Here is a 22,704-nt window from a genome sequence, read left to right as displayed (position 1 = left end):
AATAACATACATCTAGATTTTATTTTATTACTTGATTACCTACATTAGCCTTTATGATTAAAAGTATTTTATCCTTTACATTATTTATAGCAACAAGCACGCTTCTATTCTCACAGCAAGATATACCTCAAGACTATTTTGTTAATCCGCTGGATGGTCAGCTTGTCCTTGCTGGAAGTTTTGGAGAGTTGAGGAGTAATCACTTTCATAGTGGTTTAGATTTAAAAACACAAAGAAGAGAAGGACTTCCAGTTTATGCATCTGCGGCTGGTATGGTTACACGTATTAAGATATCGCACTACGGTTATGGGAAGGCAATTTATGTTACTCATCCTAATGGATACACTACCGTTTACGGACACTTGCAGAAATTCTGTGATGAAATAGAAGAATTTGTAAAAAATGCACAGTATAAAAAAGAAAGCTTTGAGATAGAGCTTTTCCCTAAAAAGGGCGAACTAGAAATAGGACAAGGTGAAATTCTAGCATATAGTGGTAATACTGGAAGCAGCGGCGGACCGCATTTACATTTTGAAATAAGAGATGCAAATGAACGCCCTATGAATCCGTTTTTATTTGGACTTACAGCAAAAGACACGCGTAAACCTACTATTAATGAGCTGCGCGCGTATCCTGTAGGAGAAAATGCATCTATTAATCAAAATGCAAGTCCAGTGTCTGTGAGACTCACACAAAAACCTGACGGAAGCTACCTCGCCGAAAATCTCAATGCATATGGAGAAATAGGTTTTGCAATAGGTACCATAGACCAACAAGATTTGGCCAATAATAAAAATGGTATTTATGCCATTACCACAGCTGTAAATGGTCAAGAAAACTTTGAAGTAACTATGGATAAATTCTCATTTGCAGAGACTCGCTACCTCAACCGAATGATTGATTATAGTCTCTACAAGGACAAGCGTAAAAGAGTTCAAAAATTATTTATAGAAAGAAACAATCCTCTAAGCATCTACACAAAACAAGTAGATAATGGTGTGCTGAATATAATAGATAGTCTCTCTTATCAATATCAAATAAATGTGCGTGACTATGCAGGTAATAACGTAATCATTAACGTACCTATCACTGGTAAAAAAGAAACAATAACACCTGCTGACAAAAGTGGAATAGAAGATTATGTCTATAGTGATCAAGGATACACATATAATGATGGCAAATTTGAAGTTTATATACCAAAGGGAGCGTTATACGAAGACACTTTTCTCAACTTAAAAACAGAAGGGGATAAACTTATACTGCACGAAGATTTAATTCCAGTGCATAAGAATATTGCTATCTCTTATGACCTGTCTAGTTATAATGAAGAAGACCGAGATAAGCTATATTTAGGTAGAATAGGATACAAAGGAGACGTGTATTATAGTAATACAAGAATTAAGGATAATAAGCTACAAATAAGTACTCGTATACTAGGCGACTATACAATAGGAAAAGATACGGATTCACCAATCGTAAAAGCTGTAAATATTACAAAGGGAAAATGGATGTCTAAATACAGATATCTCAAATTTGAAATAACAGATCTTACTAGCGGCATTAAAGGCTATAGGGCTACTGTAAATGGAAAGTATATTCTACTGGAGTATGACCCAAAGACTAAGCTGCTTACTCATGACTTTAATGACAATGTGGTAACAGACACAGAAAACAACTTAAAACTGATTGTAACTGACAATGTGGGAAATAACACTACATTTGAAACTACTTTCTTTAGAAAATCTGCCTTTTGAAAAACAACTATCTACTCCTACTAATTATATTTCTAGTCACAACTGCTACTAGTCTAGCACAAACCGCAACTATACGCGGTATTGTGGTTGATGATAGAAACACTCCAGTTCCTGGGGTTTCTGTTTCTTATGGAACGGATGGAACAACTACAAATGATAATGGTTTTTACATACTAGAAATACCTTCTGGTGAGGAAGTAACTATAAACTTTACCTATGTAGGTTTTAAGAAAATATCTCAGCCTTTTAACCTCTCTCCTAATGCTGAAGTGGAGTTTAATCCAGTGTTAAAAGCAGACGTAGAGCAGCTAGGAACAGTAATTATAACCGCAACAACACAACAACGCGTTGAGGGTGTTGTTACCATATCTCCAGAAGTTATTAGAAAAACACCCGGAGCAAATGCTGGAGTAGAAAATTTATTAAAATCCTTACCAGGTGTAAGCAACAATAACGAATTAAGTACACAATATTCTGTACGTGGTGGAAACTTTGACGAGAACCTTGTGTATGTAAATGAGATTGAAGTGTACAGACCTTTCTTGGTAAGATCTGGGCAACAAGAAGGATTGAGTTTTGTAAATAGTGATCTTGTTCAAAATGTAGCATTTAGTGCCGGTGGCTTTCAGGCAAAATATGGAGACAAATTATCCTCTGTTTTAGATATAAGCTATAGGAGACCTACAGGTTTTGCAGCTAGTGTAGACGCAAGCTTACTAGGAGGAAGTATATCTGGTGAGGGAATAACAAAAGATGGTCGTTTTACAGCACTCGCAGGTATTCGCTACAGAGACAATAGCTTGCTTGTAGATGCAAAGCAGACAGAAACAAATTTTAGACCTCGTTTTTTTGACGCGCAGACCTTTTTGACCTATAAGTTTTCAAATAAATTCCAATTGGACTTTCTAGGTAATATTGCTGTAAACAAATACGATTATGAGCCACTTACAAGGCAGACTAATTTTGGAACCCTAGCAGATCCTATAGCACTTGTTGTTTTTTATGAAGGTCAAGAAAAAGATAAGTATGAGACCTACTTTGGAGCACTAAAAGGAACTTACGAACTTAATGAGCATACTACTCTAAAGCTATTAGGCTCTGCATATCACACACAAGAGCAAGAGTATTTTGACATTTTTGCAAATTACCGTTTGGGAAGACCTAACACTAATATAGGAGATGAAAATCTAGGAGAAGTAGAATTTACTCAAGGTATAGGGTCTCAACTTACTCATGCACGTAATGATCTTGATGCGCTCTTTATTAATCTGGAGCACAAAGGAACTTACTTAAAAAATGATGATCAGATAGATTGGGGAATTAAATATACTAGAGAGGATATACGCGACCGTCTCGAGGAATATGAAGTAATAGATTCGGCTGGCTTTTCAATTAGACCTCCCATAGGTGATTTTGTAAACCAGCAACCTTATGAAGCTTTTGACGCTCCTCTTGAACCCTTTACAAATATCAGAGCTAGAAATGATGTTCAAATTGATCGCATCTCTGCTTATGGTCAATACAGTAAAAGAATAGATTGGGGAGAACGTGAAGTATGGATTAATGCGGGAGTACGGGCACAACAATGGACAGTGAGTGGCGAAGGCATAGAAAGCAATACACAAACTATTGTAAGTCCTAGAGCTCAAATAAGCTTAAAACCTGGCGGGAATGAGGATATGATTTTTAGACTCTCAGGAGGGCTTTATGCACAACCTCCTCTCTATCGTGAGTTAAGAGATTCACTAGGTCAAGTACGCCCAGAAGTAAAAGCTCAAAAATCTTATCATATTGTAGCTGGACACGATTGGAGCTTTAATATGTGGGAGCGTCCTTTTAAACTAGTTACAGAAGCTTACTACAAAGGACTTACAGACGTAAATCCATATACGTTAGAAAATGTACGTATACGATATAGAGCTACTAATAATGCTACTGCTCGATCGTACGGTCTGGATACAAGACTTAATGGAGAGTTTGTACCTGGTACAGAGAGCTGGATAAGCCTGGGTGTATTACGCACAGAAGAAAATATAAATAATCAAGGCTATATACCTCGACCAACAGACCAGCGATTAAAGGTTGCTTTCTTATTTCAAGATTATGCTCCTAGTATTCCAAATCTAAAATTATATATCAATATGGTATATCAAACAGGATTACCAGGAGGATCTCCAAGTTATGCAGACCCATATCAATTTGCAGAGCTACCGAGACTACGAGATTACTTTAGATCAGATATCGGTATAAACTATGTCATCACAGATGCAACAAAACCGTACCCAAAAGGACATTGGCTTCATGTATTTAAGGATCTAACGGCAGGTTTTGAAATCTATAATATTTTTGATAGACAAAACTCGATTACAAATACTTTTGTGAGAGATGCTAGTACGAGACAACAATTTGCAATCCCTAATTTTCTATCACCTAGAGTATTTAATGTAAGAATGTCTGCAAAGTTCTAAATTAGGCAGGAACGCCTTCTAGAAATTCTTTTAAGATCTGGATTACATAATCCACATCAGCTTTGGTGTTATATTTTGAAAATGAAAAACGCACACTAGGCTTTCCTAAATCTTCTCCCGATAAAATTTCTTGTAACACATGCGAGCCCTTATCGCTACCACTTTGACAAGCACTTCCTTTAGAACAAGATATACCTTTCATATCTAGTTGAAATAATAGTAAAAGTGCCTTTTCTGAAGCTATAGGTAAACAAACATTAAGTAAGGTGTACGTACTTTTTTCTGAGTTAGAACAATTACCGTTAAGCTTAGCTTCAGGAATTTCTTCTTGTAGCCTTTCGGCGAAATAGTCTTTTATACCCTTCACATAAGCGCTTTCCTCTTCAAGATTTTTATAAGCATACTCCATTGCTGTTTCTAATCCTGCAATATTATGAACTCCTTCTGTTCCAGCTCTTAATCCTCTTTCTTGCGAACCTCCATAAATTAAAGGTCGTAGGCCGCTATTTTTTCTCACAAAGGCAAACCCTACTCCTTTAGGACCGTGAAATTTGTGAGCAGCTGCGGCAATATAATCTACAGGTATCTTCTGTAAGTCTATATTATAATGACCTATACTTTGTACCATGTCACTATGCACTAGTGCTCCATATGACTTACACATAGTCGCCACAGCTTCTATGTCAATCATATTACCTACTTCATTATTAACATGCATTAAGCTCACAAGCGTCTTCTCTTCACTCGATTTTAGCATTTCTTCTAGATGCTTCTCATCCGGTGTCCCGCAGTTCTTGAGGTTTACATACTCTAATTTGATATTATTAGTACGTGCTGCCTCTTCGGCCGCATGAAGTACAGCATGGTGCTCGATGCGCGAAGTAATTATGCGTTGTATTCCTAAATCGCGTGCTGCGCTATTTATTACAAGGTTATCTGCTTCTGTACCACCAGAAGTGAAGAATATTTCTCCAGCAGATACATTGAGAATTTTAGCTACTGTCTTACGAGCATTTTCTACAATACTTTTGGCACTGCGACCTACAGCATGTGTAGAGGATGGATTTCCAGAAACATCACGCATTACTTGCATAATACGGTCAAGTACTTCCTCTCTTATTTGCGTGGTGGCTGCGTTATCAAAATAAACCTTAGACATAAGCGTTACTCATTAGGGATTTGCGTACAAAAATAACCAAAATAACTCGAGACTGCTCGATAGCTGCCTATTTGGTTATTAGAATTTGCAGAGCTAAACGACAATTCTAATAGCTGCTTTTTAGAAAGTAAATAACATTTTCGCGAAAGCGTATTTCAATCACTTTGCCCTATTTTTGCATTAAACATTATAACTATGAAGAAGCTCACGCTTTTACTTGCTCTTATATTTTTAATCGTGTCATGTGATGACGGCGACGTTATTGTTACGGAACTTGATTTTGACGATGTTGAGTTACAACGATGTGAGAATGTAAGTGATGTTACTAACTATGTGTTTTATAAAACTAAGTCTAGCACTAATGAGGCGCTTGCTTTACAATTTGAGACAGATGAGCCTTTATTTGAAGAGGTAAATACTTCATATTCTATATTACTTTCTGGAACAGATCAATACTCATACCGCGTATTTAATGGAGATCCAAGCAATTACTTTTGTAATGCGATACCGCCTACAAGTCCTTTAGTTCAAGAAGAGTTTATAAGTACAGATGGTCTGGTAGAAATATTTTCTAGCGGTACAGAAAGCGACGCAGATGCTATACCTACAGAAATAGAAGACCCTACACTTTTACTAGATACAGATCTTGACGGAATTCTTGATTACCTAGATTTTGATGATGATGGAGATAATGTACCTACTAGACTTGAGGGTGTAGTTTTAAATGAAGATGAGACAGCGATAGATTTAGTGTTATCCCGCGATACAGACGGAGATATGATTCCAGATTATCTTGATGACGACGATGATGGCGATGGGATTCTTACAAGAAATGAAGACCTAAACAGAGACTTAAACCCAAATAATGACAAATCTGATCTTGATTTTCCAACAGTTCCAGATTACTTAAACCCAAATATAACTGTAGAAACTGTTGTAGACGTCTATCGTGAAAACGAATACTTTATATCAGATCTAACGCTAGATATCACGATTACTAATACAGTACTAATTAACCCTGCTAACCAAGAAGAATTGCGAAATGAGACATTACAATTACTAGGAACATACTCCGCAGGTGATGTTTCAATAAAAGATACCCCAGTGTTTAATTAAATTACGTATTCTGAAAAATATAGACTTCGGTAGCTCCTACTCCATACTTCTGAAAATCCGCATCATAAAACCTAAGATTATCATACCTACGAAGTAGTGTATAGAGCTCCTCACGAAGCACTCCTTCTCCCACTCCATGTATAAAAACCATCTTAGGTATACGCTTTTTGATAGCAAATTCTAATTGTCTGGTTGCAGTATCGAGTTGAACGGTAAGAATTTCATAATTACTCATACCCCGCTCCCTATCGACTAACTTATGGATATGTAAATCCACCTCAAAAATGGAAGCATTGCGCTCTTTGGGATTTACCTTTATTGCTTTCTTTCTTTTTGCCTCTTCTTTTTCTGAAATCACAGAATCTGGCACTACAGAAAGTGCTGCTCTCATACTCTTAGAAACTGCTGGTATAAGCTCGCTTTCGCGAAAATAGGATATAAAGCCATACTCATCTTCTACCGAAACTTCATCTTCTTTTATATGCACCACAACGCCCTCAAAATCATCGTCTAACGCTTGCACTTGATCTCCTAATTTCATAAATTTACAGTCGAATATGTTTTTAGTCGGTAAAAATATACAATCTATCGAAAATTAAGCAGAAAAGTATCGTACTTACGCTGTCCTATCTACATTTGACTAAGTTTGACCCCAAATTATAACTAAGTGTAAAGTTTAAATTATGAAAAATCTACTCCTTGTAGCAGTACTCTCCCTAGGATTCTCTGCTCATGCACAACTTTTTGTGAAGCCTACGGATACAAATACAGCTTCTTATGTGTTTGTAAATGATACTTTCATTTACGTTGAAAATGATGTTGAGCTAGAGTCTAATAGAAGTTTAACATCTACTACAGATAATGGGATACCTAATATTCTTTTAAGAAACAATGCTCAAATTTTACAAGGAGAAGGTACTCTAAGTAAGAATAACAAAGGAACGGGCGAGATATCAATCTTTCAAGAAGGTACGGTAAACAACTTTGATTACAATGTATGGGGATCACCTGTGGGCTTATCACGAGTTGAAGGTGCTAATGGCTTTGCAGAACCTGCGAGAAGTGAAGGTAATGGCCCATTTGCATTTAAAAGTACAAACTCTGCAGCGCAAGTATTATTTAAACCAACAACTGTCACTCTAAGTAACCCTGCATTTGCAATAGGAGGTTATGATGGTAATCAAAATGCTGGATCTTTAAACATTGCTAGCTACTGGATATGGTCTTTTCAGTCTGGAGAAAACTACGGAGATTGGATACATATTTCTAATACTCAAACGCTAGAACCAGGATATGGTTTTACTATGAAGGGTGTTGCCGGTACTGATAATACAACAATATCCACTGAAGTTGCTCAACCAGAGAACAACCCAGGAGATTCACAACGTTATGACTTTAGAGGACGCCCTAATAGTGGTGATATTCAAATTGCTGTTGGTGCTGATAAACAAACGCAAGTAGGAAACCCTTACCCATCGGCTTTAGATCTAAATCACTTTTTAATTAAAAACTCGAGAGGTGAAAGTGAACCAAATTCATATGCATACTCATATACATCACCATATTCTGGAGAAGTAATAAATAAGACTATAGATAGAAAAAGAGTGACTACTGGTACAGCATATTTCTGGGATAGCGACCCACTAGCTCTTTCTCACTACTTGGTAGATTATAAAGGAGGTTATGGAACCTATTCTCCAATGGGTGGACTAAGTGGAGATGGTATATATGTGAATGCAACGTTTTTGACATATGACATTACTGGAGAATCTACTGGAACAGCAGATACAGATGGAACATCATTATCTTATGACAGAAGATTTTCTCCTGTAGGACAGGGCTTTATGGTAACTGGAGCGACTAATCAAGATATGAATGGTGCAGTACCTGAAGACATTACCTTTAGCAATGAGCAAAGGGTATTCGTACGTGAGGGAGATAATTCTGACTTTAGATCTGCTCAAAATTCAAATAATGATATTGTATCAGCACATGGTGTTGCTAATTATTATGAAAACATAAACGAACTAAGAAAACCTTCACATATCAAATTTTACGCAGGTATAAATGACACCTACTCAAGAGAAATGAGTATTGCTTTTCTAGATGAGGCAACTGCTGGTCATGACACCACGATGGATGCGCAAACTATTAGTGAAATTGCAGCAGATGTAGGTTTCAAAATTGATGGGAAGAGCAACTACGTAATCAATGCCGTACCAAAAGACGAGTACCAATGGATACCACTTTCTATAAAGGCGTCAGGACCTACAGAATTTAAATTTGCAGTGCATTACACAGAAGCATTTGAGTACAACGACGTTTTCTTAGTTGATATGGAAACAGAAGCATATCATTCTATCCTAGGTGAAGAAGTTCTTATGATGCTTGAAGATGGCGTTTATGATGATCGCTTTTTTATTAGATTTACAACATCTGACGCTCAAGAAGAAGAAGAAACAACTGAAGAGGAAGAAACAACAGAGGAAGAAACTACAGAAGAAGATACTGATGTAGCAGATGAAACTGTTGACATAGCGGTAAACGAACAAGATCCATTTATTGAAGAAAGTGTTCTTGAATCTTTTACTATTATACAGAACAACATAAACAACCAACTTGAAATTTACAACCCAAATAACATTGTTGTTGAGGATGTAACTTTATTTGATCTATCTGGAAAAAAGATCTTTAATGAAATAAACCTAGGTGGCCAGAGTGAATATACTTTTCCTACAAGAAACTTGGCAACAGGAATATATGTAGTTAAATTTACAACTCGCGACGGACTTACAAAAGGACGTAAAATCAGTATCGTAAATTAAAAAAGTTATATGGATGAATACATGTTGCCCTGCCTGAACAAGAAATATTTAGGTTTTGAATGCATGGGCTGCGGTATTCAAAGATCCATTTCCCTCCTTTTTAAAGGAGAATTTATAGAAGCATTTCATATGTACCCAGCAATCTATCCTTTGATAGCATTGTTGGGTTTTTTAATGCTCAATCAGTTTACAAATTTAAAATTTGCAAATAAAGGTGTAATATTTTTAGCTATATTGACGGTCGCTACTATCATCATTAGCTACACAATAAAAATGACTAACTAATCAATTAACTAAACATCAAACATTAAAATGGAAAATCGTAAACTGCCTAATGTAACCATATCTCTAGTATTAGGGATTGTATCATTCATAGCTTGCTGCTTCTCTTGGGGAATAGGAGGAGTTTTACTCTCTGGAATAGGCTTATTTTTAGCAAACAAAGACAAGAAAACATACTTACTATCACCTGACAGCTATGATAATTATGGACAGCTTAAAACTGCAAGAATTATCGCTATTATTGGTTTAGTTTTAGGTGTGCTGACACTATTAATGATAGTTGTAATGCTCGTTATGTTTGGAGGAATGGAAGGCATGCAAGAATGGCAGCAACAACAAATGGAACAAGCAGGAATGGGACAATAGTCTTATTATTCTTGAATAAACATTAAACACGTCTCACGACGTGTTTTTTTTTGCCAAATCATGAAAGCAAAAAAGCCGTTAGGATTCATAATCCTAACGGCTTTATATTTTAAATCAAAAAGATCTACTTTTCAAACTGCTTAAGTGTGTTGATAATAATATCAGTACACTCTAATAATTGTTTTTCATTCATTACTAGTGGTGGAGCAAAACGAATAATGTTTCCATGTGTTGGTTTTGCAAGAAGTCCATTATCACGAAGCGCTATACATATATCCCAAGCTGTTGAGCTATCTTCTGTATCGTTAATCACTACTGCATTTAATAAACCTCGACCACGCACTAAAGTTGCGATAGAACTTGAATCTACAAACTCCTGCATCTTCTCACGGAAAATTGTTCCTAGTTTACGAGCGTTCTGTATTAGGTGTTCATCCCTTACAACTTCTAATGCCGCTGTTGCTACTGCTCCAGCAATTGGATTTCCACCAAAGGTAGAACCATGCTGCCCTGGCTTTATAACCTCCATAATGTGATCATTGGCTAGCACGGCAGATACTGGATAAGCTCCGCCAGAAAGTGCTTTTCCTAATATTAAAATATCAGGTTGTGCATAGGTATCCTCTTGCTTCTCACAATGAGACTCACAAGAACAATTACCACAAACTGCAAGTAAACCTCCAGTTCTTGCAATTCCTGTTTGAATTTCGTCTGCTATAAAAAGTACTTCATGCTTATTACACAAAGCTTGCGCCTTACGCATATAATCATCTGCAGGAGTATATACACCCGCTTCACCTTGTATAGGTTCTACTAGAAAACCTGCAATATTTTTATGTGACTTAAGGGCATTTTCTAGCGCATCAACATCATCATAAGGTATTTTAATAAATCCTGGAGTATATGGTCCAAAGTTTTTACGAGCACCTTCATCGTTAGAAAAAGAAATTATGGTCGTTGTTCTTCCGTGAAAGTTATTTTCACAAACAATAATCTGAGCTTCATGCTCTTCTACACCTTTTTTCTCGTAAGCCCATTTTCGCGCAAGCTTTATAGCTGTCTCTACAGCCTCTGCTCCCGTATTCATAGGTAATAGCTTATCAAAGTCAAAATACTCTGTAGCGTATTTTTCGTACGGTCCTAAGGTATCGTTGTAAAAAGCACGCGAAGTAAGCGTAAGTGTTTTAGCTTGTTCTGTCATTGCATTTACAATGCGTGGGTGACAGTGTCCCTGGTTTACAGCAGAATAAGCAGATAGAAAGTCGTAGTATTTTTTTCCTTCTACGTCCCACACATAAACGCCTTCTCCCTTACTTAAAACCACAGGAAGTGGGTGATAATTGTGTGCTCCATGCTTGTCTTCTAGTGCAATTGCCTCTTGTGAAGAAAGTTGATCAACAGTGGCCATAATAATAATATTTTAAAGATAGTAATCTACAATTCCTAATTTGTGCTTAAAGCTAGAGGTAAGAAATCAACCCCATAAAACGTATATGCTTAAATTAATGTATTACATCGAAAAAACAAAACACTTAATCGATATCATTACATGATAAGTGAAATAAAGTAGTCTTCACTTACAGACAGTTTACTTTTGAAAAAACTAAAATAATTAATCAAAATGAACTATCTCAACGATTTACTAAGAAACTTAACGAGCGGTGATTATCTAATCAATGCGCTTATTGCAATACTACTACTTATAGTTGGTATTTTTATAGCAAAACTACTCAAAAAACTCACCGCAAATATTATTAAAAAGAGTGGCCTTGACGAAAAGCTAAAGAGTGAGAATATCACTCTGTCGAAATTCATATCAAAACTAGTATACCTACTTGTTATGATATTCGTATTTACTCTTGTACTAGGACGATTAGGACTTACCTCTGCCTTAGATCCTCTTAAAAATATGCTTGATGATTTCCTAGGCTTCATACCTAAAATTGTAGGTGCTGGTCTTGTAGGCTACATTGGTTATATGCTAGCTACTATTATTGCTGAGTTTGTTGGAATGTCAGGAGATACTATTCGTAAATTTCTTCCAAAATTAAAAATTTCAACCAAGATTGATGTTGTAAATATTTTAAAGAAGATAGTATTTATTTTTATTTTCATTCCATTACTTATAGTTGCTCTCAATATTTTAGGAATGGATGCTATTTCTATACCTGCTACTGAAATGCTATCGAGCTTTATGGAAGCTATTCCAAAAATTGCCACAGCAGCAATCATACTTATCGCCTTCACTATTGGTGCACGTTTCTTAAGTAGCCTTGTAAAGGATATTCTTAATGGTATGAATATGAATGAAACACTTCAAAAAATCCAATTAGATAAAATGGTTGGCAGTGTCAATGTGGTAAACCTCATAGGTAACATTGTGTATTTCTTTATTGTATTATTTGGTATCACTACAGCCGTAGAAAAACTTGAATTTAGCCAACTTTCAGAAATTCTAGCTACAGTAAATGTTTATGGTGGCAAGATTCTTTTTGGCCTCGTGATTTTAGTGATTGGTAATTGGATCGCTAGCATTGTATATAAAAATATGGCTGTAAAAGAAAATGCATTTTTGGCATCTATTGTACGCATGGCAATTATTGCTATATTTCTTGCAATAGGTCTTAACACGATGGGTATTGCAGATGAAATCATCAATCTTGCTTTTGGCCTTACATTAGGTACTATAGCACTCACCATAGTATTAAGTTTTGGACTAGGTGGACGTGAAGCTGCAGGTCATCATATGAAGAAAATCTTAAATAAGTTTGACAATAAAGTTGACTAAACACTAATTAATTTTACTCTTAAGGCTACTTTTTAAATAAAGTAGCCTTTTTTTTGGCCCATGCTTATTACGTAGGTGCTATTCATACTGCGTAGATAGTACTTTATAAAAAACTACTTTTAATCAATTAAGGTTTTGATATAAGTCCTACTTTTGCGCCTATGGGAAGACGTAAACAGAACAGACAGGTTTTTGAAAATATTAGTGTAACAGATGCAGGTGCAAAAGGCAAAGCTATCGGCCACGCGCCAGATGGAAAAGTGATTTTTATTAATAACGCAGTGCCTGGTGATGTTGTAAACGTACAAACTACAAAGAAGCGTAAAGCTTATTACGAGGGAACTGCAACGGAGGTTTTAACGCTTTCGCGAAAGCGTACTCAACCTCAATGCGAGCATTTTGATGCATGTGGTGGTTGCAAGTGGCAACACATGGATTATAAATTCCAACTAGAATACAAACAGCAAGAAGTAGAAAATAACCTGAAACGCTTGGGTAAAATAGAACTTCCTGAACTTACTCCAATCGCTGGAAGCTCAGAGCAATACTTTTACCGCAATAAAATGGAGTTTGGTTTTTCTGACTCAAAATGGCTTACACTTGAACAAATAAAAAGTGATGAAGTCATTGAAGATAGAAACGCCTTAGGCTTCCACATCGCTGGAATGTGGGATAAAATACTTGATATTGATAAATGTCATTTACAACGTGATCCTAGTAATGCCATACGTAATGGTATAAAAGAATTTGCAACTGCAAATAATATGGCATTTTATAATGCCCGTAATCAAGATGGACTCCTTCGTACATTAATGATACGCACATCATCTAATGGTGAGTTAATGGTTTTAGTTCAATTCTTTAAGGAAGAAACTGAGAATAGAGAATTACTCCTCAACTATATAAAAGACACTTGGCCAGAAATAACTTCGCTATTATATGTAATAAATAGTAAAGGGAACGATACCATTTATGACCAAGAGGTTATATGCTTCTCTGGAAGAGATCATATTTTTGAAGAAATGGAAGGTCTTAAGTTTAAAATTAATGCCAAATCATTCTACCAAACGAATTCAAAACAAGCTTACGAGTTGTACAAAATTACACGTGACTTTGCTGGACTTAGTGGTAATGAGCTAGTGTATGACTTATATACTGGAACCGGTACTATTGCTCAGTTTGTAGCAAAGAAAGCTAGAAAAGTAATTGGTGTAGAAGCTGTGCCAGACGCAATTGAAGCAGCTAAGGAAAATGCAAAGCTTAATGGCATTGAAAATACAGAGTTTTTTGTGGGTGACATGAAGAAGGTATTCAATACAGAATTTATAAATGCCCATGGAGTTCCAGATATTATCATCACAGATCCCCCTAGAGATGGAATGCACGCAGACGTTGTACAGCAAATTATAAACATATCACCAGAAAAAGTGGTGTATGTGAGTTGTAACAGTGCAACACAAGCACGTGATCTTGCGTTATTAGATGACACCTACAAAGTAACTAAGGTTCAACCTGTAGATATGTTCCCGCAGACTCATCATGTTGAGAATGTAGTGTTGCTTGAAAAGAGATAATATGAGAAAGCTACTTTTAATATTAATAATAGGTGCCAGTTTTGGACAGAGTTCTTGCGAACGAGATGATATCTGCGCAGAGACTACTCCCACTACTCCATTACTTATTATTGAATTTTACGATGTAAATAATCCGACATTATTAAAAGCTCCTAATAATCTAACTATCTCAACAATTGTTAATGAAGAGGTAAACGAAGTGTTAGCGCTCGTAAACCTAGAGAGTATAGAGATTCCTTTACGTACAAATGACGAACTCACAACGTACTCATTTAGCATCAATACTGCCGAAGATGATGAAGAAGATGTCAATACTGATGTTTTGAACTTCACATATACCGTCACAGAAGAGTTTGTAAATAAAGCATGTGGCTTTAGAGTAGTATATGACGATTTACAAAATACAAATGATCCTCTACAAGATGGAGCATGGATACAAAATATAGATATTGAAAACTCAACGGTTAATGATCAAACTGAAGCACATATTTCTATTTTTCACTAGTATAATTCTCACCGTTTTCACTAGCTCTCTAAGAGCTCAAAAAACGTCTATAGAAAATACTGCTAGTGATTCTATCACTGCACCTACAGACTACTATGGCTTACGCCTTGGTGTGGATGTATCTAAACCTATTAGATCTTTCCTTGACGATAATTACAAAGGACTAGAACTCGTTGCAGACTTTAGACTTAAGAAGAATTACTATGTTGCTGCAGAAATAGGTAACGAAACCTGGAACTCTGACCTCCCTAATCTTGAGAATACCACAAGCGGAAGTTACATTAAAGCAGGTTTTAATTATAATACCTATGAAAATTGGTTTGGGATGAACAATCTTATTTATGCAGGGGTTAGAGCTGGTTTCTCAAGTTTTAGTCAAGAGCTAGAGAGTTATACAATCTATACCACTAATCCTGTATTTGGTGATGACACGAGGTCAGTAAGTCAAGAATTCAAAGGCCTTAATGCCACTTGGCTTGAACTCAAAATTGGTTTAGAGGTAGAGCTATTTAGCAACATTTACCTAGGGGTCAATGCACAATTGAAAAGAACTATTACAACTACAGACCCAGACGGCTACTCAAATTTATATATACCAGGATTCGGAGAACTTACAGAAGGTACTCCTATAGGCGTAGGATATGGATATACACTATCATATCTTATCCCTATTTTCAAAAAGTAATTATTTACGCTTTCGCGAAAAAAGACTACTCCTCTTCCCTGTCTAAGTATTTACCTTTTTTGCTTCCCTCGTACATTTCATACTTGACAAGTCTACTCTCTAAACTACCATTGAAACATTTAATTTTTCTACTCGGTCTAAGTCCTACATGTTTTAAAGATTCCATATTTGATGTAATCATCCAGGCGTGAGATCCAGGATATCCAGATTTAAGAGTGTCTCCTATTTCTTTATAAAATTCTTCCATCTCAATAGGTAAACGTTCCCCATATGGTGGGTTAAATACCATCTGTAAGAAGTCATTCCCTTCCTTTTCTGTCTTAAAAAAATTCTCTTCTCTTATAGTAACGAAATCAGATAGCTGAGCATTCTTAACATTCTCTCTTGCTTTCTCTACAGCAGATGGAGCTTTATCATATCCAGTGATGGTGTACCTAAAATCTTTAACTCTTTTTAAAGCAGAGGCTTCAATGAGCTCAAAGAGATCAACATCCCAGTCTCCCCACTTTTCAAAAGCAAACTCTTTTCTATTAAGATTTGCAGGAACATTACAAGCTATCATTGCCGCCTCTATACACATGGTTCCAGAACCACACATAGGATCAAGAAAATCTGACTGTCCGTACCATCCGCTCATCATTATTAGCCCAGCAGCAAGTGCTTCATTAATAGGAGCAATATTTGTAGCAGTACGATAACCTCTATGGTGAAGAGAAGCTCCACTACTATCTAAAGATAGCGTACACCAATTATCTTGTATATGCACATTGAGACGAAGGTCTGGATGCTTTGTATCCACATTAGGCCTTACATTCTCTTCACGACGGAATTTATCTACAATAGCATCCTTGGTCTTAAATGAGATATACTGAGAATGGGTAAATGTAGGACCGCTTACGGTTGCATTTATTGCAAACGTAGTATTCACGTCCATATATTTACGCCAATTAATTCGCTGCATGCGACGATACAAGTCGTCTTCATTCATCACCCTAAACTCAGCAATAGGTTTTAAAATCTTGATAGCTGTACGGCAGCAAAGATTTGCCTTATACATAAAGCCTTTATCACCTTCAAAAGAAACATTACGTACGCCTATTTGCACATTACCAGCACCTAAAATACGGAGTTCTTCTGCTAATATATTTTCAAAGCCAAAAAACGTTTTGGCTACCATCTTAAAGTTTTGACTTGTCTCGCTCATATACCGCAAAAATACGTTAATTTTATCGCCTTAACACCGCAAAATACCTAACCATTTGTTAGCAATTATCTTACCCATTATCGCAGTTATTATTGGTTTCACTATTGCGCTTATTTTTAAGCCTGTAGTAAATAATAGCATCAAGCTTTTGCTTTCATTTAGCGGCGCTTTTCTATTATCGGTTATCATATTTGAATTTCTACCTGAGGTTTATAGTGAAAGTGCGAATAATATAGGTATTTACATTATGGCTGGATTGCTCGTTCAAATACTTTTAGAATTTGGCTCTAAAGGAGCTGAACACGGCCATATGCATCATCAAGATCAAGGGAGCTTCCCTTTTTTACTATTCATAAGTTTATGTTTACACTCTGTAATTGAAGGTTTTCCCATTGCAGATAATCAGGATTTACTTTATGGAGTGGTTATCCACAAGATTCCAATTGCCATCATTATATCGGCTTTTTTATTTAACTCTAAAATGAGTAATATAAAATCAGGTATATTTCTAGTTCTTTTTGGTTTAATGACACCCATAGGAGCGTTTTTGAAGTCTCAATTGATATTTCTACAAGAATATAGCACCTATGTAAATGCATTTGTAGTAGGCGTACTATTGCACGTATCTACTACTATTCTATTTGAATCTTCAAAAGATCATCAATTTAATGCCTCAAAATTAGCCGTAATATTACTGGGTATAATAATAGCATACTTTTTATAATGTTCACAAGAGAAGAGTCTAAAGAAATACGAAAACAATTTTGGATTTTCTTCGGGAAGAGATATCCTAAGAAGTGGATGTTGTATAATACTGGAGTCAAAGATTTAAATCTCAAGTTTGATTTTGATAATGACAAAGCTATAGTCTCTATAGATTCAGAATCTCGGGATGAAATAGATAGAACTTATTACTTCGATAAAATATTAAGTCTTAAAAACCTACTTCTGGACGAAGTGTCTCAAAATATGATTTTTGATTCAGATTATATTCTAGAAAGCGGCAAGCTCATCTCAAGAGCATATATCAAATTAGAAGGTGTTAACATTCATAATAAGAATCACTGGCCACAGGTTTTTGATTTCATGTTTGAAAACATGTCCAAACTAGAACTCTTCTACATGGAATATCAGGATTTTATAAAATCCTAATAGAGCATCCTTTCAGCACTAGTATAACCTTGATAGTCAAACTTTAGAATAGGAATACAGCTTCTTACCCCCTTATTAGACATAATAACCATTGCTGCAAATCCTTCTAGATTTAACTATAGATTAATAGTAGACTAGTTATGGCATTCTATTTTACTAAATAATAAATCGCACATCTAACTTTTAGCAAAAGACTTGCCTAGCTATTTAAATATGACAGTAGCGATTTATGGATATCTGGTAACGGCAAAGAATACAGGTACCTCAAATGGTAATCGCATGTGCTTTGGAACCTTCTTAGATTATAACGGTGACTGGATAGATACTGTTCACTTTCCTCCTTCATTAAAGAAATACCCTATACAAGGTAAAGCAGTTTATAAGATAACTGGTAAAGTAGTAGCGGAATTTGATTTTATCACTATTGAGGTATCAACATTAGAAAGACAGCATTATAGATCTGATACAAGAACTACGGCATTCTATAATCCTAAGGGAAGTCCAAAAGATAATGACTATCATAGTCCTTTTAAGCTTATAAAGTAAGTGATCGACGCTACTGAATCCTCATCCATATATCACTTAAGAAATTGAAGACTTACATTTCCTTGATTTTATGGCATAAAAAAAGCTCCAATACAATAGTTGTATTGGAGCCTTAAAAAGGCGGCGACCTACTCTCCCACGAGTGCAGTACCATCGGCGCTGACGGGCTTAACTTCTCTGTTCGAAATGGGAAGAGGTGAGCCCCGTCGCTATAACCACCTTAGTTTTAGCTTCGGTTATAGACTATAAGCAGTTGGCTTGCGCCGCTTGCTTAAGGCCTAATGCCTAAAGCGTGCATCTTTNGAACGTGATGTGCCAGGAAACAGCGACTTGGATAGCGACGGAAATCTATGTTTTGTAGTCGTTCCTTTTGAAGTAGTGGTAAATCCGCTACCGATCTTGGCAGCAGCAGGACCTGTAGATTATACCTTCTGTGAAGAATTTGATGGTGATGACTCGATGGGAAGTGTAGATCTTACGACCCTCGCAGATTTAGCTGGATTACTTGCTGCGCCGCAGGTAACCAGTGATTTTATGATCACTTACCACGAACTAGAAGTACAAGCGACTGCAAATGCTGCAGCGCTAAGCTCGCCATACACGGTGGCAGATAATCAGGAATTATTTGTGCGTATAGAAAATGTGACCACGGGCTGTGTGAATTTTACCAGCATCATCTTTACAGTAGAGTCACGACCAGAAGTATTCCCAGCAGATAATATCGTGCAATGTGCAGACGATTTTGGAGTAAATATCGCGCCAGAGCAGAGTACGGCAACTTTTGATCTTACTCAGCAAAACGCTGTTATTACTGGAAACGTCGCAGCAACTTCCGTAAGTTATTACACTAGCCTTGCAGATGCGCAGGCGATGGTCAATGCGATTGCTACGCCTAGTGCTTTTGAAAACACAACGAACCCGCAAGTGATTTATGCTAGAGCGGTAAACACGGCTAGTAGCTGTGAGAGTAGCACCGTAGTAGATTTTGAGATATTTGTACAACCGTTACCATACACCAACTTAACTAATGAAGGCGGGCAGATTTGTGTAGATGAGATTACAGGTGAAGCGCTCAATCCATTTATCATTGATGGTACGGTGGAGAGTCCGCAGATTGGAGTTACTTATAGTTATGCTTGGACACGTGATGGTGCATTAGTATCGCTAAACCCTGAGGTAACTATTGATGCTGCAGGGACGTATCAAGTAATGATTACCGCTACTTATGGAGATGGCACGAGCTGTGATTATGTAGCAGAAGCGGTGTATAGCGCAGAGAGTGCTCCCGTTTTTGAAGCCGTCGTTGTAGAATCTTCTTTTAACAATAGCGGATTATACACGGTAGAAGTAATTAATGTTACAGGAGCAGATGTCGCTTCAGCATATGAGTTTGCGATAGATGACGGGCCGTTCCAGAGTAGTACTACTTTTACAGGGGTAACTCCAGGAACACACACTGTTTTTGGAAGACTGGCCAGTGGTAATTGTAGTATCTCAGAAGTAGAAATAGGGATAATTGATTACCCAAGATTCTTTACGCCAAATGCAGATGGTTTCCACGATACATGGAATATCATAGGACTAGGAGTGGCACCAAACTTAAATGCAAAGATTTTTATCTTTGATAGATATGGTAAACTATTAAAGCAAATCAGCCCAGTAGGTGCTGGATGGGATGGTACCTTTAATGGACAGCCTATGCCGTCAAGTGATTACTGGTTCCGCGTAGAGTTTACAGAAGTTGATGAGCTAGGAACACAAAGAACCGTAAATGGTCACTTTACATTAAAGCGATAATTAATATCAACTAGATTTAGAAAAGCTCTCAGTATGTGTTACTGGGGGCTTTTTTATGTCTTGATATTTAGAATAGAAATATATCAGTTATCTGCTAAGTAATCTTAGCGTTTAAGCAAGTTTTAGTACTTTATAATACATGGATAACCTTTAATTACGTGCGTGAGGGATAGNGATGAGCTAGGAACACAAAGAACCGTAAATGGTCACTTTACATTAAAGCGATAATTAATATCAACTAGATTTAGAAAAGCTCTCAGTATGTGTTACTGGGGGCTTTTTTATGTCTTGATATTTAGAATAGAAATATATCAGTTATCTGCTAAGTAATCTTAGCGTTTAAGCAAGTTTTAGTACTTTATAATACATGGATAACCTTTAATTACGTGCGTGAGGGATAGTAGTGGTTACTCTGCAGTGTTGTGGAGCGATAGCGACATAGCACGAAGCGTAAAAACGTATAGCCCGGTCACTAGACTTCAAGAATGAAATGAAAGAAGGATAGGGGTACGCCCTGAGGTAAAGAAAAAGGCTATCTAAAAAGCTCCCAATCTAGTTTTACAGAAAATACGTTAGAATATATAGCAGCGCTCTGATCACCTATATCTGTAAGTGCATAATCCACATGGATCCCTTTGTACTTGAATCCTACACCTATATTAGGTTGAAAACCTATAGACGTGGAGTCATCAAGAGCAGTTAATTCTTGAAAATTACCAACGCCAGCTCTTACATATACTAGCTCTGCATAGCCAAACTCAAGTCCTAAGGCGGGTGTTGCACTTACGGCAGAGGATGATATTATATCATTAGTTTGAGCAAATCTAAAATTCATATCTAGTTCTGCACGTAAGGAGTAGTCATAATGAAAAATCCACTGGCGACCGAATCCTACTTGAAGTTTAGGGATGGTGATTTCTGTACTTTCTGGTAAATCTTGATTTTGACCTTCGACGGCATCGCTTATGGTAGCAAACTCATCTTCATCAATACTCCACGCGTTTACTGTAGTGGTGATGTCTCGAGCCATAACTCCAAAATCCCAATCTCCTTTTTTCCATTGCAACCCTACATCAAGGCCAAAACCCCAGCTGTTTGCAAAGTCACCTATTACTCTTCTCACCACCTTTGCATTCACACCTAAATTCAAACCATCTAGCGGAAGTGCTCTTGCATAAGACACAGTAAAAGCATAATCTGCAGTAGAAAATAGACTGATACGATTGTAATCTATGTTTCCTTGGTCGTCTATAAGTTGGGTAGTATTTAAAATATCATCAACGCCAAAACGTATAATTGATATTCCAATAGCACTTCTATCATCAAGAGGTTTTGCAAAAGCGATGTAATCATAATTTGCAATATTTGCAAAATAGGAGGCGTGCATTAATGAGATCTGGTTATCTTCTAGGTTTACTAAACCTGCAGGATTCCAATAGCCTGCATTTACATCACTCGTACCTGCGACTACGGCATTACTCATGCCAAGAGCGGCAGCATCTACACCAATATTCAAAAATTCATTCGAATATTTACGAACCGTTTGTGATACAGCAGTAACTGAAATAAGTAGAAATAGTATAGAAAGTGATTTTTTCAATAGCAGGATTTATGGGGCAAATATCCCACTTTTAGTACACATTGTAAACAATAAAACGAGCTAGATATTGCACAAGCCTATATTAGTCGAAAATTCTTCCATACTTTTACTAAAAATTAAACAATGTCTATAAAGAGTTACGTTCCTAATGCCATCACAATGGGTAATTTGCTAAGCGGTTGTGTTGCGGTAGTTTTTGCTGTAAATGATCGTTTAGAGCTTGCTGCGATATTTGTAGCTCTTGGAATTTTCTTTGATTTTTTTGACGGCTTTTTTGCACGAATTCTCAATGCTTCTAGTGATGTAGGGTTACAGCTAGATTCCCTTGCAGATATGGTCACTAGTGGCGTTGTGCCAGGAGTAGTTATGTATCAACTGCTAGAAGATGCTAGCGGCATTCCTTGGGGAGCGGCACTAGAAGAACAGCACTTTCACTTGGGGTATATAGGTTTTGCAATAACGATGGCTTCGGCATATAGACTTGCAAAGTTTAATGTAGATGATCGCCAGACTAACTCATTTATAGGGCTTCCAACTCCTGCAAATACCTTATTCATACTAAGTTTACCTCTTATATTGATGTTTGAAGAGTACGCTTTCGCGAAAGCGTTATTAGAAAATCCATACGTCCTTATATTACTTACCGCATTAAGTTGTTTTATGCTCAATGCAGAACTTCCATTATTTGCACTAAAGTTTAAAAACTGGTCTTTTACAGGAAATAAAGTGCGTTACCTCTTTTTACTTGCAAGCGTGTTACTGCTTGTGTTCTTCCAGTTTTTAGGAATACCTATCATCATCATTCTCTACATCCTTCTTTCTATTGTTTTTAAAGAGCAAGCGTAGTCTTTCATCTATGTAGCCATTATCTTTGTGTAAAACT

Annotated in this window: 20 protein-coding genes and 1 rRNA gene; 15 read left to right on the top strand and 6 right to left on the bottom strand. The window is 36.6% G+C overall.

Translation table 11 applies throughout. The features are described from left to right. Positions 1 to 53 precede the first annotated feature (53 nt). The gene (locus ACJJVU_RS06675; RefSeq protein WP_405223592.1) at positions 54 to 1,754 is read left to right on the top strand and encodes a M23 family metallopeptidase; all 1,701 of its coding nucleotides are present in this window, start codon (positions 54 to 56) and stop codon (positions 1,752 to 1,754) included. Then, positions 1,751 to 4,222, top strand: coding sequence for a carboxypeptidase-like regulatory domain-containing protein (locus ACJJVU_RS06670; protein WP_405223590.1), 2,472 nt, complete (start codon positions 1,751 to 1,753; stop codon positions 4,220 to 4,222). Before ACJJVU_RS06675 ends, ACJJVU_RS06670 begins: the two co-directional genes overlap by 4 nt. A gap of 1 nt (position 4,223) precedes the next feature. Here the strand turns inward: ACJJVU_RS06670 and ACJJVU_RS06665 are convergent, their stop codons facing one another. Further along, positions 4,224 to 5,381 (bottom strand): cysteine desulfurase family protein, encoded by a 1,158-nt coding sequence (locus tag ACJJVU_RS06665; RefSeq protein WP_405223588.1) that lies wholly within the window; start codon positions 5,379 to 5,381, stop codon positions 4,224 to 4,226. Positions 5,382 to 5,576: 195 nt separating this feature from the next. Between ACJJVU_RS06665 and ACJJVU_RS06660 the strand changes: the two genes are divergently transcribed. Then, the gene (locus ACJJVU_RS06660; protein ID WP_405223586.1) at positions 5,577 to 6,497 is read left to right on the top strand and encodes a hypothetical protein; all 921 of its coding nucleotides are present in this window, start codon (positions 5,577 to 5,579) and stop codon (positions 6,495 to 6,497) included. Between the two features lies 1 nt (position 6,498). Here the strand turns inward: ACJJVU_RS06660 and ACJJVU_RS06655 are convergent, their stop codons facing one another. Then, positions 6,499 to 7,038, bottom strand: coding sequence for a Smr/MutS family protein (locus ACJJVU_RS06655; RefSeq protein WP_405223584.1), 540 nt, complete (start codon positions 7,036 to 7,038; stop codon positions 6,499 to 6,501). Between the two features lie 142 nt (positions 7,039 to 7,180). Between ACJJVU_RS06655 and ACJJVU_RS06650 the strand changes: the two genes are divergently transcribed. The 3 genes from ACJJVU_RS06650 to ACJJVU_RS06640 are packed head-to-tail and all read left to right on the top strand — an operon-like array spanning position 7,181 to position 9,970. After that, on the top strand, positions 7,181 to 9,322 hold the full coding sequence (locus tag ACJJVU_RS06650) for a T9SS type A sorting domain-containing protein (protein ID WP_405223582.1): 2,142 nt from the start codon (positions 7,181 to 7,183) through the stop codon (positions 9,320 to 9,322). 9 nt (positions 9,323 to 9,331) lie between these two features. After that, complete coding sequence (locus ACJJVU_RS06645; RefSeq protein ID WP_298330707.1) at positions 9,332 to 9,607, top strand: DUF2752 domain-containing protein; 276 nt, start codon at positions 9,332 to 9,334, stop codon at positions 9,605 to 9,607. Positions 9,608 to 9,634: 27 nt separating this feature from the next. After that, the gene (locus tag ACJJVU_RS06640) at positions 9,635 to 9,970 is read left to right on the top strand and encodes a CCC motif membrane protein (RefSeq protein ID WP_108876620.1); all 336 of its coding nucleotides are present in this window, start codon (positions 9,635 to 9,637) and stop codon (positions 9,968 to 9,970) included. Between the two features lie 124 nt (positions 9,971 to 10,094). On the opposite strand, the gene rocD is transcribed toward ACJJVU_RS06640, so the two are convergent. Next, positions 10,095 to 11,378 (bottom strand): ornithine--oxo-acid transaminase, encoded by a 1,284-nt coding sequence (gene rocD, locus ACJJVU_RS06635; RefSeq protein ID WP_379953341.1) that lies wholly within the window; start codon positions 11,376 to 11,378, stop codon positions 10,095 to 10,097. Positions 11,379 to 11,591: 213 nt separating this feature from the next. Here rocD and ACJJVU_RS06630 point away from each other — a divergent pair, with 213 nt between their 5' ends. From ACJJVU_RS06630 to ACJJVU_RS06615, 4 genes are all read left to right on the top strand, one after another. Next, entirely contained in the window at positions 11,592 to 12,758 is a 1,167-nt protein-coding gene (locus tag ACJJVU_RS06630) for a mechanosensitive ion channel (protein ID WP_405223579.1), read from the top strand. 161 nt (positions 12,759 to 12,919) lie between these two features. Further along, entirely contained in the window at positions 12,920 to 14,332 is a 1,413-nt protein-coding gene (rlmD, locus tag ACJJVU_RS06625) for a 23S rRNA (uracil(1939)-C(5))-methyltransferase RlmD (protein ID WP_405223577.1), read from the top strand. 1 nt (position 14,333) lies between these two features. Beyond that, positions 14,334 to 14,837 carry a DUF6452 family protein gene (locus ACJJVU_RS06620; RefSeq protein ID WP_405223575.1) on the top strand — a complete coding sequence of 168 codons (504 nt, stop codon included), beginning with the start codon at positions 14,334 to 14,336 and terminating at the stop codon, positions 14,835 to 14,837. Continuing rightward, the gene (locus ACJJVU_RS06615) at positions 14,800 to 15,522 is read left to right on the top strand and encodes a DUF6048 family protein (protein WP_405223573.1); all 723 of its coding nucleotides are present in this window, start codon (positions 14,800 to 14,802) and stop codon (positions 15,520 to 15,522) included. Before ACJJVU_RS06620 ends, ACJJVU_RS06615 begins: the two co-directional genes overlap by 38 nt. Positions 15,523 to 15,547: 25 nt before the next feature. Here ACJJVU_RS06615 and ACJJVU_RS06610 read toward each other — a convergent pair whose 3' ends face one another. After that, on the bottom strand, positions 15,548 to 16,699 hold the full coding sequence (locus ACJJVU_RS06610) for a class I SAM-dependent RNA methyltransferase (protein ID WP_405227476.1): 1,152 nt from the start codon (positions 16,697 to 16,699) through the stop codon (positions 15,548 to 15,550). Between the two features lie 82 nt (positions 16,700 to 16,781). Between ACJJVU_RS06610 and ACJJVU_RS06605 the strand changes: the two genes are divergently transcribed. The 3 genes from ACJJVU_RS06605 (at position 16,782) to ACJJVU_RS06595 (ending at position 18,424) form a co-directional block, all read left to right on the top strand. Beyond that, complete coding sequence (locus ACJJVU_RS06605) at positions 16,782 to 17,450, top strand: ZIP family metal transporter (protein WP_405223571.1); 669 nt, start codon at positions 16,782 to 16,784, stop codon at positions 17,448 to 17,450. Next, the gene (locus ACJJVU_RS06600; RefSeq protein WP_405223569.1) at positions 17,450 to 17,878 is read left to right on the top strand and encodes a DUF4268 domain-containing protein; all 429 of its coding nucleotides are present in this window, start codon (positions 17,450 to 17,452) and stop codon (positions 17,876 to 17,878) included. Before ACJJVU_RS06605 ends, ACJJVU_RS06600 begins: the two co-directional genes overlap by 1 nt. Before the next feature lie 213 nt (positions 17,879 to 18,091). After that, positions 18,092 to 18,424, top strand: a complete 333-nt coding sequence (locus ACJJVU_RS06595) for a hypothetical protein (protein WP_405223567.1) — start codon at positions 18,092 to 18,094, stop codon at positions 18,422 to 18,424. A gap of 115 nt (positions 18,425 to 18,539) precedes the next feature. Here ACJJVU_RS06595 and rrf read toward each other — a convergent pair. After that, positions 18,540 to 18,647 (bottom strand): 5S ribosomal RNA (rrf, locus tag ACJJVU_RS06590). 89 nt (positions 18,648 to 18,736) lie between these two features. On the opposite strand from rrf, the gene ACJJVU_RS06585 reads away from it, so the two are divergent. Beyond that, positions 18,737 to 20,221 carry a T9SS type B sorting domain-containing protein gene (locus ACJJVU_RS06585; protein WP_405223565.1) on the top strand — a complete coding sequence of 495 codons (1,485 nt, stop codon included), beginning with the start codon at positions 18,737 to 18,739 and terminating at the stop codon, positions 20,219 to 20,221. Between the two features lie 532 nt (positions 20,222 to 20,753). On the opposite strand, the gene ACJJVU_RS06580 is transcribed toward ACJJVU_RS06585, so the two are convergent. After that, positions 20,754 to 21,821 carry a PorV/PorQ family protein gene (locus tag ACJJVU_RS06580; protein WP_379952657.1) on the bottom strand — a complete coding sequence of 356 codons (1,068 nt, stop codon included), beginning with the start codon at positions 21,819 to 21,821 and terminating at the stop codon, positions 20,754 to 20,756. A gap of 123 nt (positions 21,822 to 21,944) precedes the next feature. Between ACJJVU_RS06580 and ACJJVU_RS06575 the strand changes: the two genes are divergently transcribed. Continuing rightward, positions 21,945 to 22,667 carry a CDP-alcohol phosphatidyltransferase family protein gene (locus ACJJVU_RS06575; RefSeq protein ID WP_405223562.1) on the top strand — a complete coding sequence of 241 codons (723 nt, stop codon included), beginning with the start codon at positions 21,945 to 21,947 and terminating at the stop codon, positions 22,665 to 22,667. The last annotated feature ends 37 nt before the right edge of the window (positions 22,668 to 22,704 follow it).

It is taken from the genome of Dokdonia sp. Asnod1-B02 (genome assembly GCF_045063955.1).
Lineage (GTDB): Bacteria > Bacteroidota > Bacteroidia > Flavobacteriales > Flavobacteriaceae > Dokdonia.
Note: the sequence above shows the minus strand (reverse complement) of the source record. Positions and strands in the feature narration are given on the sequence as shown.

Bases quoted from the DNA above. Each gene is read 5' to 3' on its own strand.
- ACJJVU_RS06675 (WP_405223592.1), top strand. From the start codon at position 54: ATGATTAAAAGTATTTTATCCTTTACATTATTTATAGCAACAAGCACG.
- ACJJVU_RS06665 (WP_405223588.1), bottom strand. From the start codon at position 5,381: ATGTCTAAGGTTTATTTTGATAACGCAGCCACCACGCAAATAAGAGAG.
- ACJJVU_RS06660 (WP_405223586.1), top strand. From the start codon at position 5,577: ATGAAGAAGCTCACGCTTTTACTTGCTCTTATATTTTTAATCGTGTCA.
- ACJJVU_RS06655 (WP_405223584.1), bottom strand. From the start codon at position 7,038: ATGAAATTAGGAGATCAAGTGCAAGCGTTAGACGATGATTTTGAGGGC.
- ACJJVU_RS06650 (WP_405223582.1), top strand. From the start codon at position 7,181: ATGAAAAATCTACTCCTTGTAGCAGTACTCTCCCTAGGATTCTCTGCT.
- ACJJVU_RS06645 (WP_298330707.1), top strand. From the start codon at position 9,332: ATGGATGAATACATGTTGCCCTGCCTGAACAAGAAATATTTAGGTTTT.
- ACJJVU_RS06640 (WP_108876620.1), top strand. From the start codon at position 9,635: ATGGAAAATCGTAAACTGCCTAATGTAACCATATCTCTAGTATTAGGG.
- rocD (WP_379953341.1), bottom strand. From the start codon at position 11,378: ATGGCCACTGTTGATCAACTTTCTTCACAAGAGGCAATTGCACTAGAA.
- ACJJVU_RS06630 (WP_405223579.1), top strand. From the start codon at position 11,592: ATGAACTATCTCAACGATTTACTAAGAAACTTAACGAGCGGTGATTAT.
- rlmD (WP_405223577.1), top strand. From the start codon at position 12,920: ATGGGAAGACGTAAACAGAACAGACAGGTTTTTGAAAATATTAGTGTA.
- ACJJVU_RS06620 (WP_405223575.1), top strand. From the start codon at position 14,334: ATGAGAAAGCTACTTTTAATATTAATAATAGGTGCCAGTTTTGGACAG.
- ACJJVU_RS06615 (WP_405223573.1), top strand. From the start codon at position 14,800: ATGATCAAACTGAAGCACATATTTCTATTTTTCACTAGTATAATTCTC.
- ACJJVU_RS06610 (WP_405227476.1), bottom strand. From the start codon at position 16,699: ATGGTAGCCAAAACGTTTTTTGGCTTTGAAAATATATTAGCAGAAGAA.
- ACJJVU_RS06600 (WP_405223569.1), top strand. From the start codon at position 17,450: ATGTTCACAAGAGAAGAGTCTAAAGAAATACGAAAACAATTTTGGATT.
- ACJJVU_RS06595 (WP_405223567.1), top strand. From the start codon at position 18,092: ATGACAGTAGCGATTTATGGATATCTGGTAACGGCAAAGAATACAGGT.
- ACJJVU_RS06575 (WP_405223562.1), top strand. From the start codon at position 21,945: ATGTCTATAAAGAGTTACGTTCCTAATGCCATCACAATGGGTAATTTG.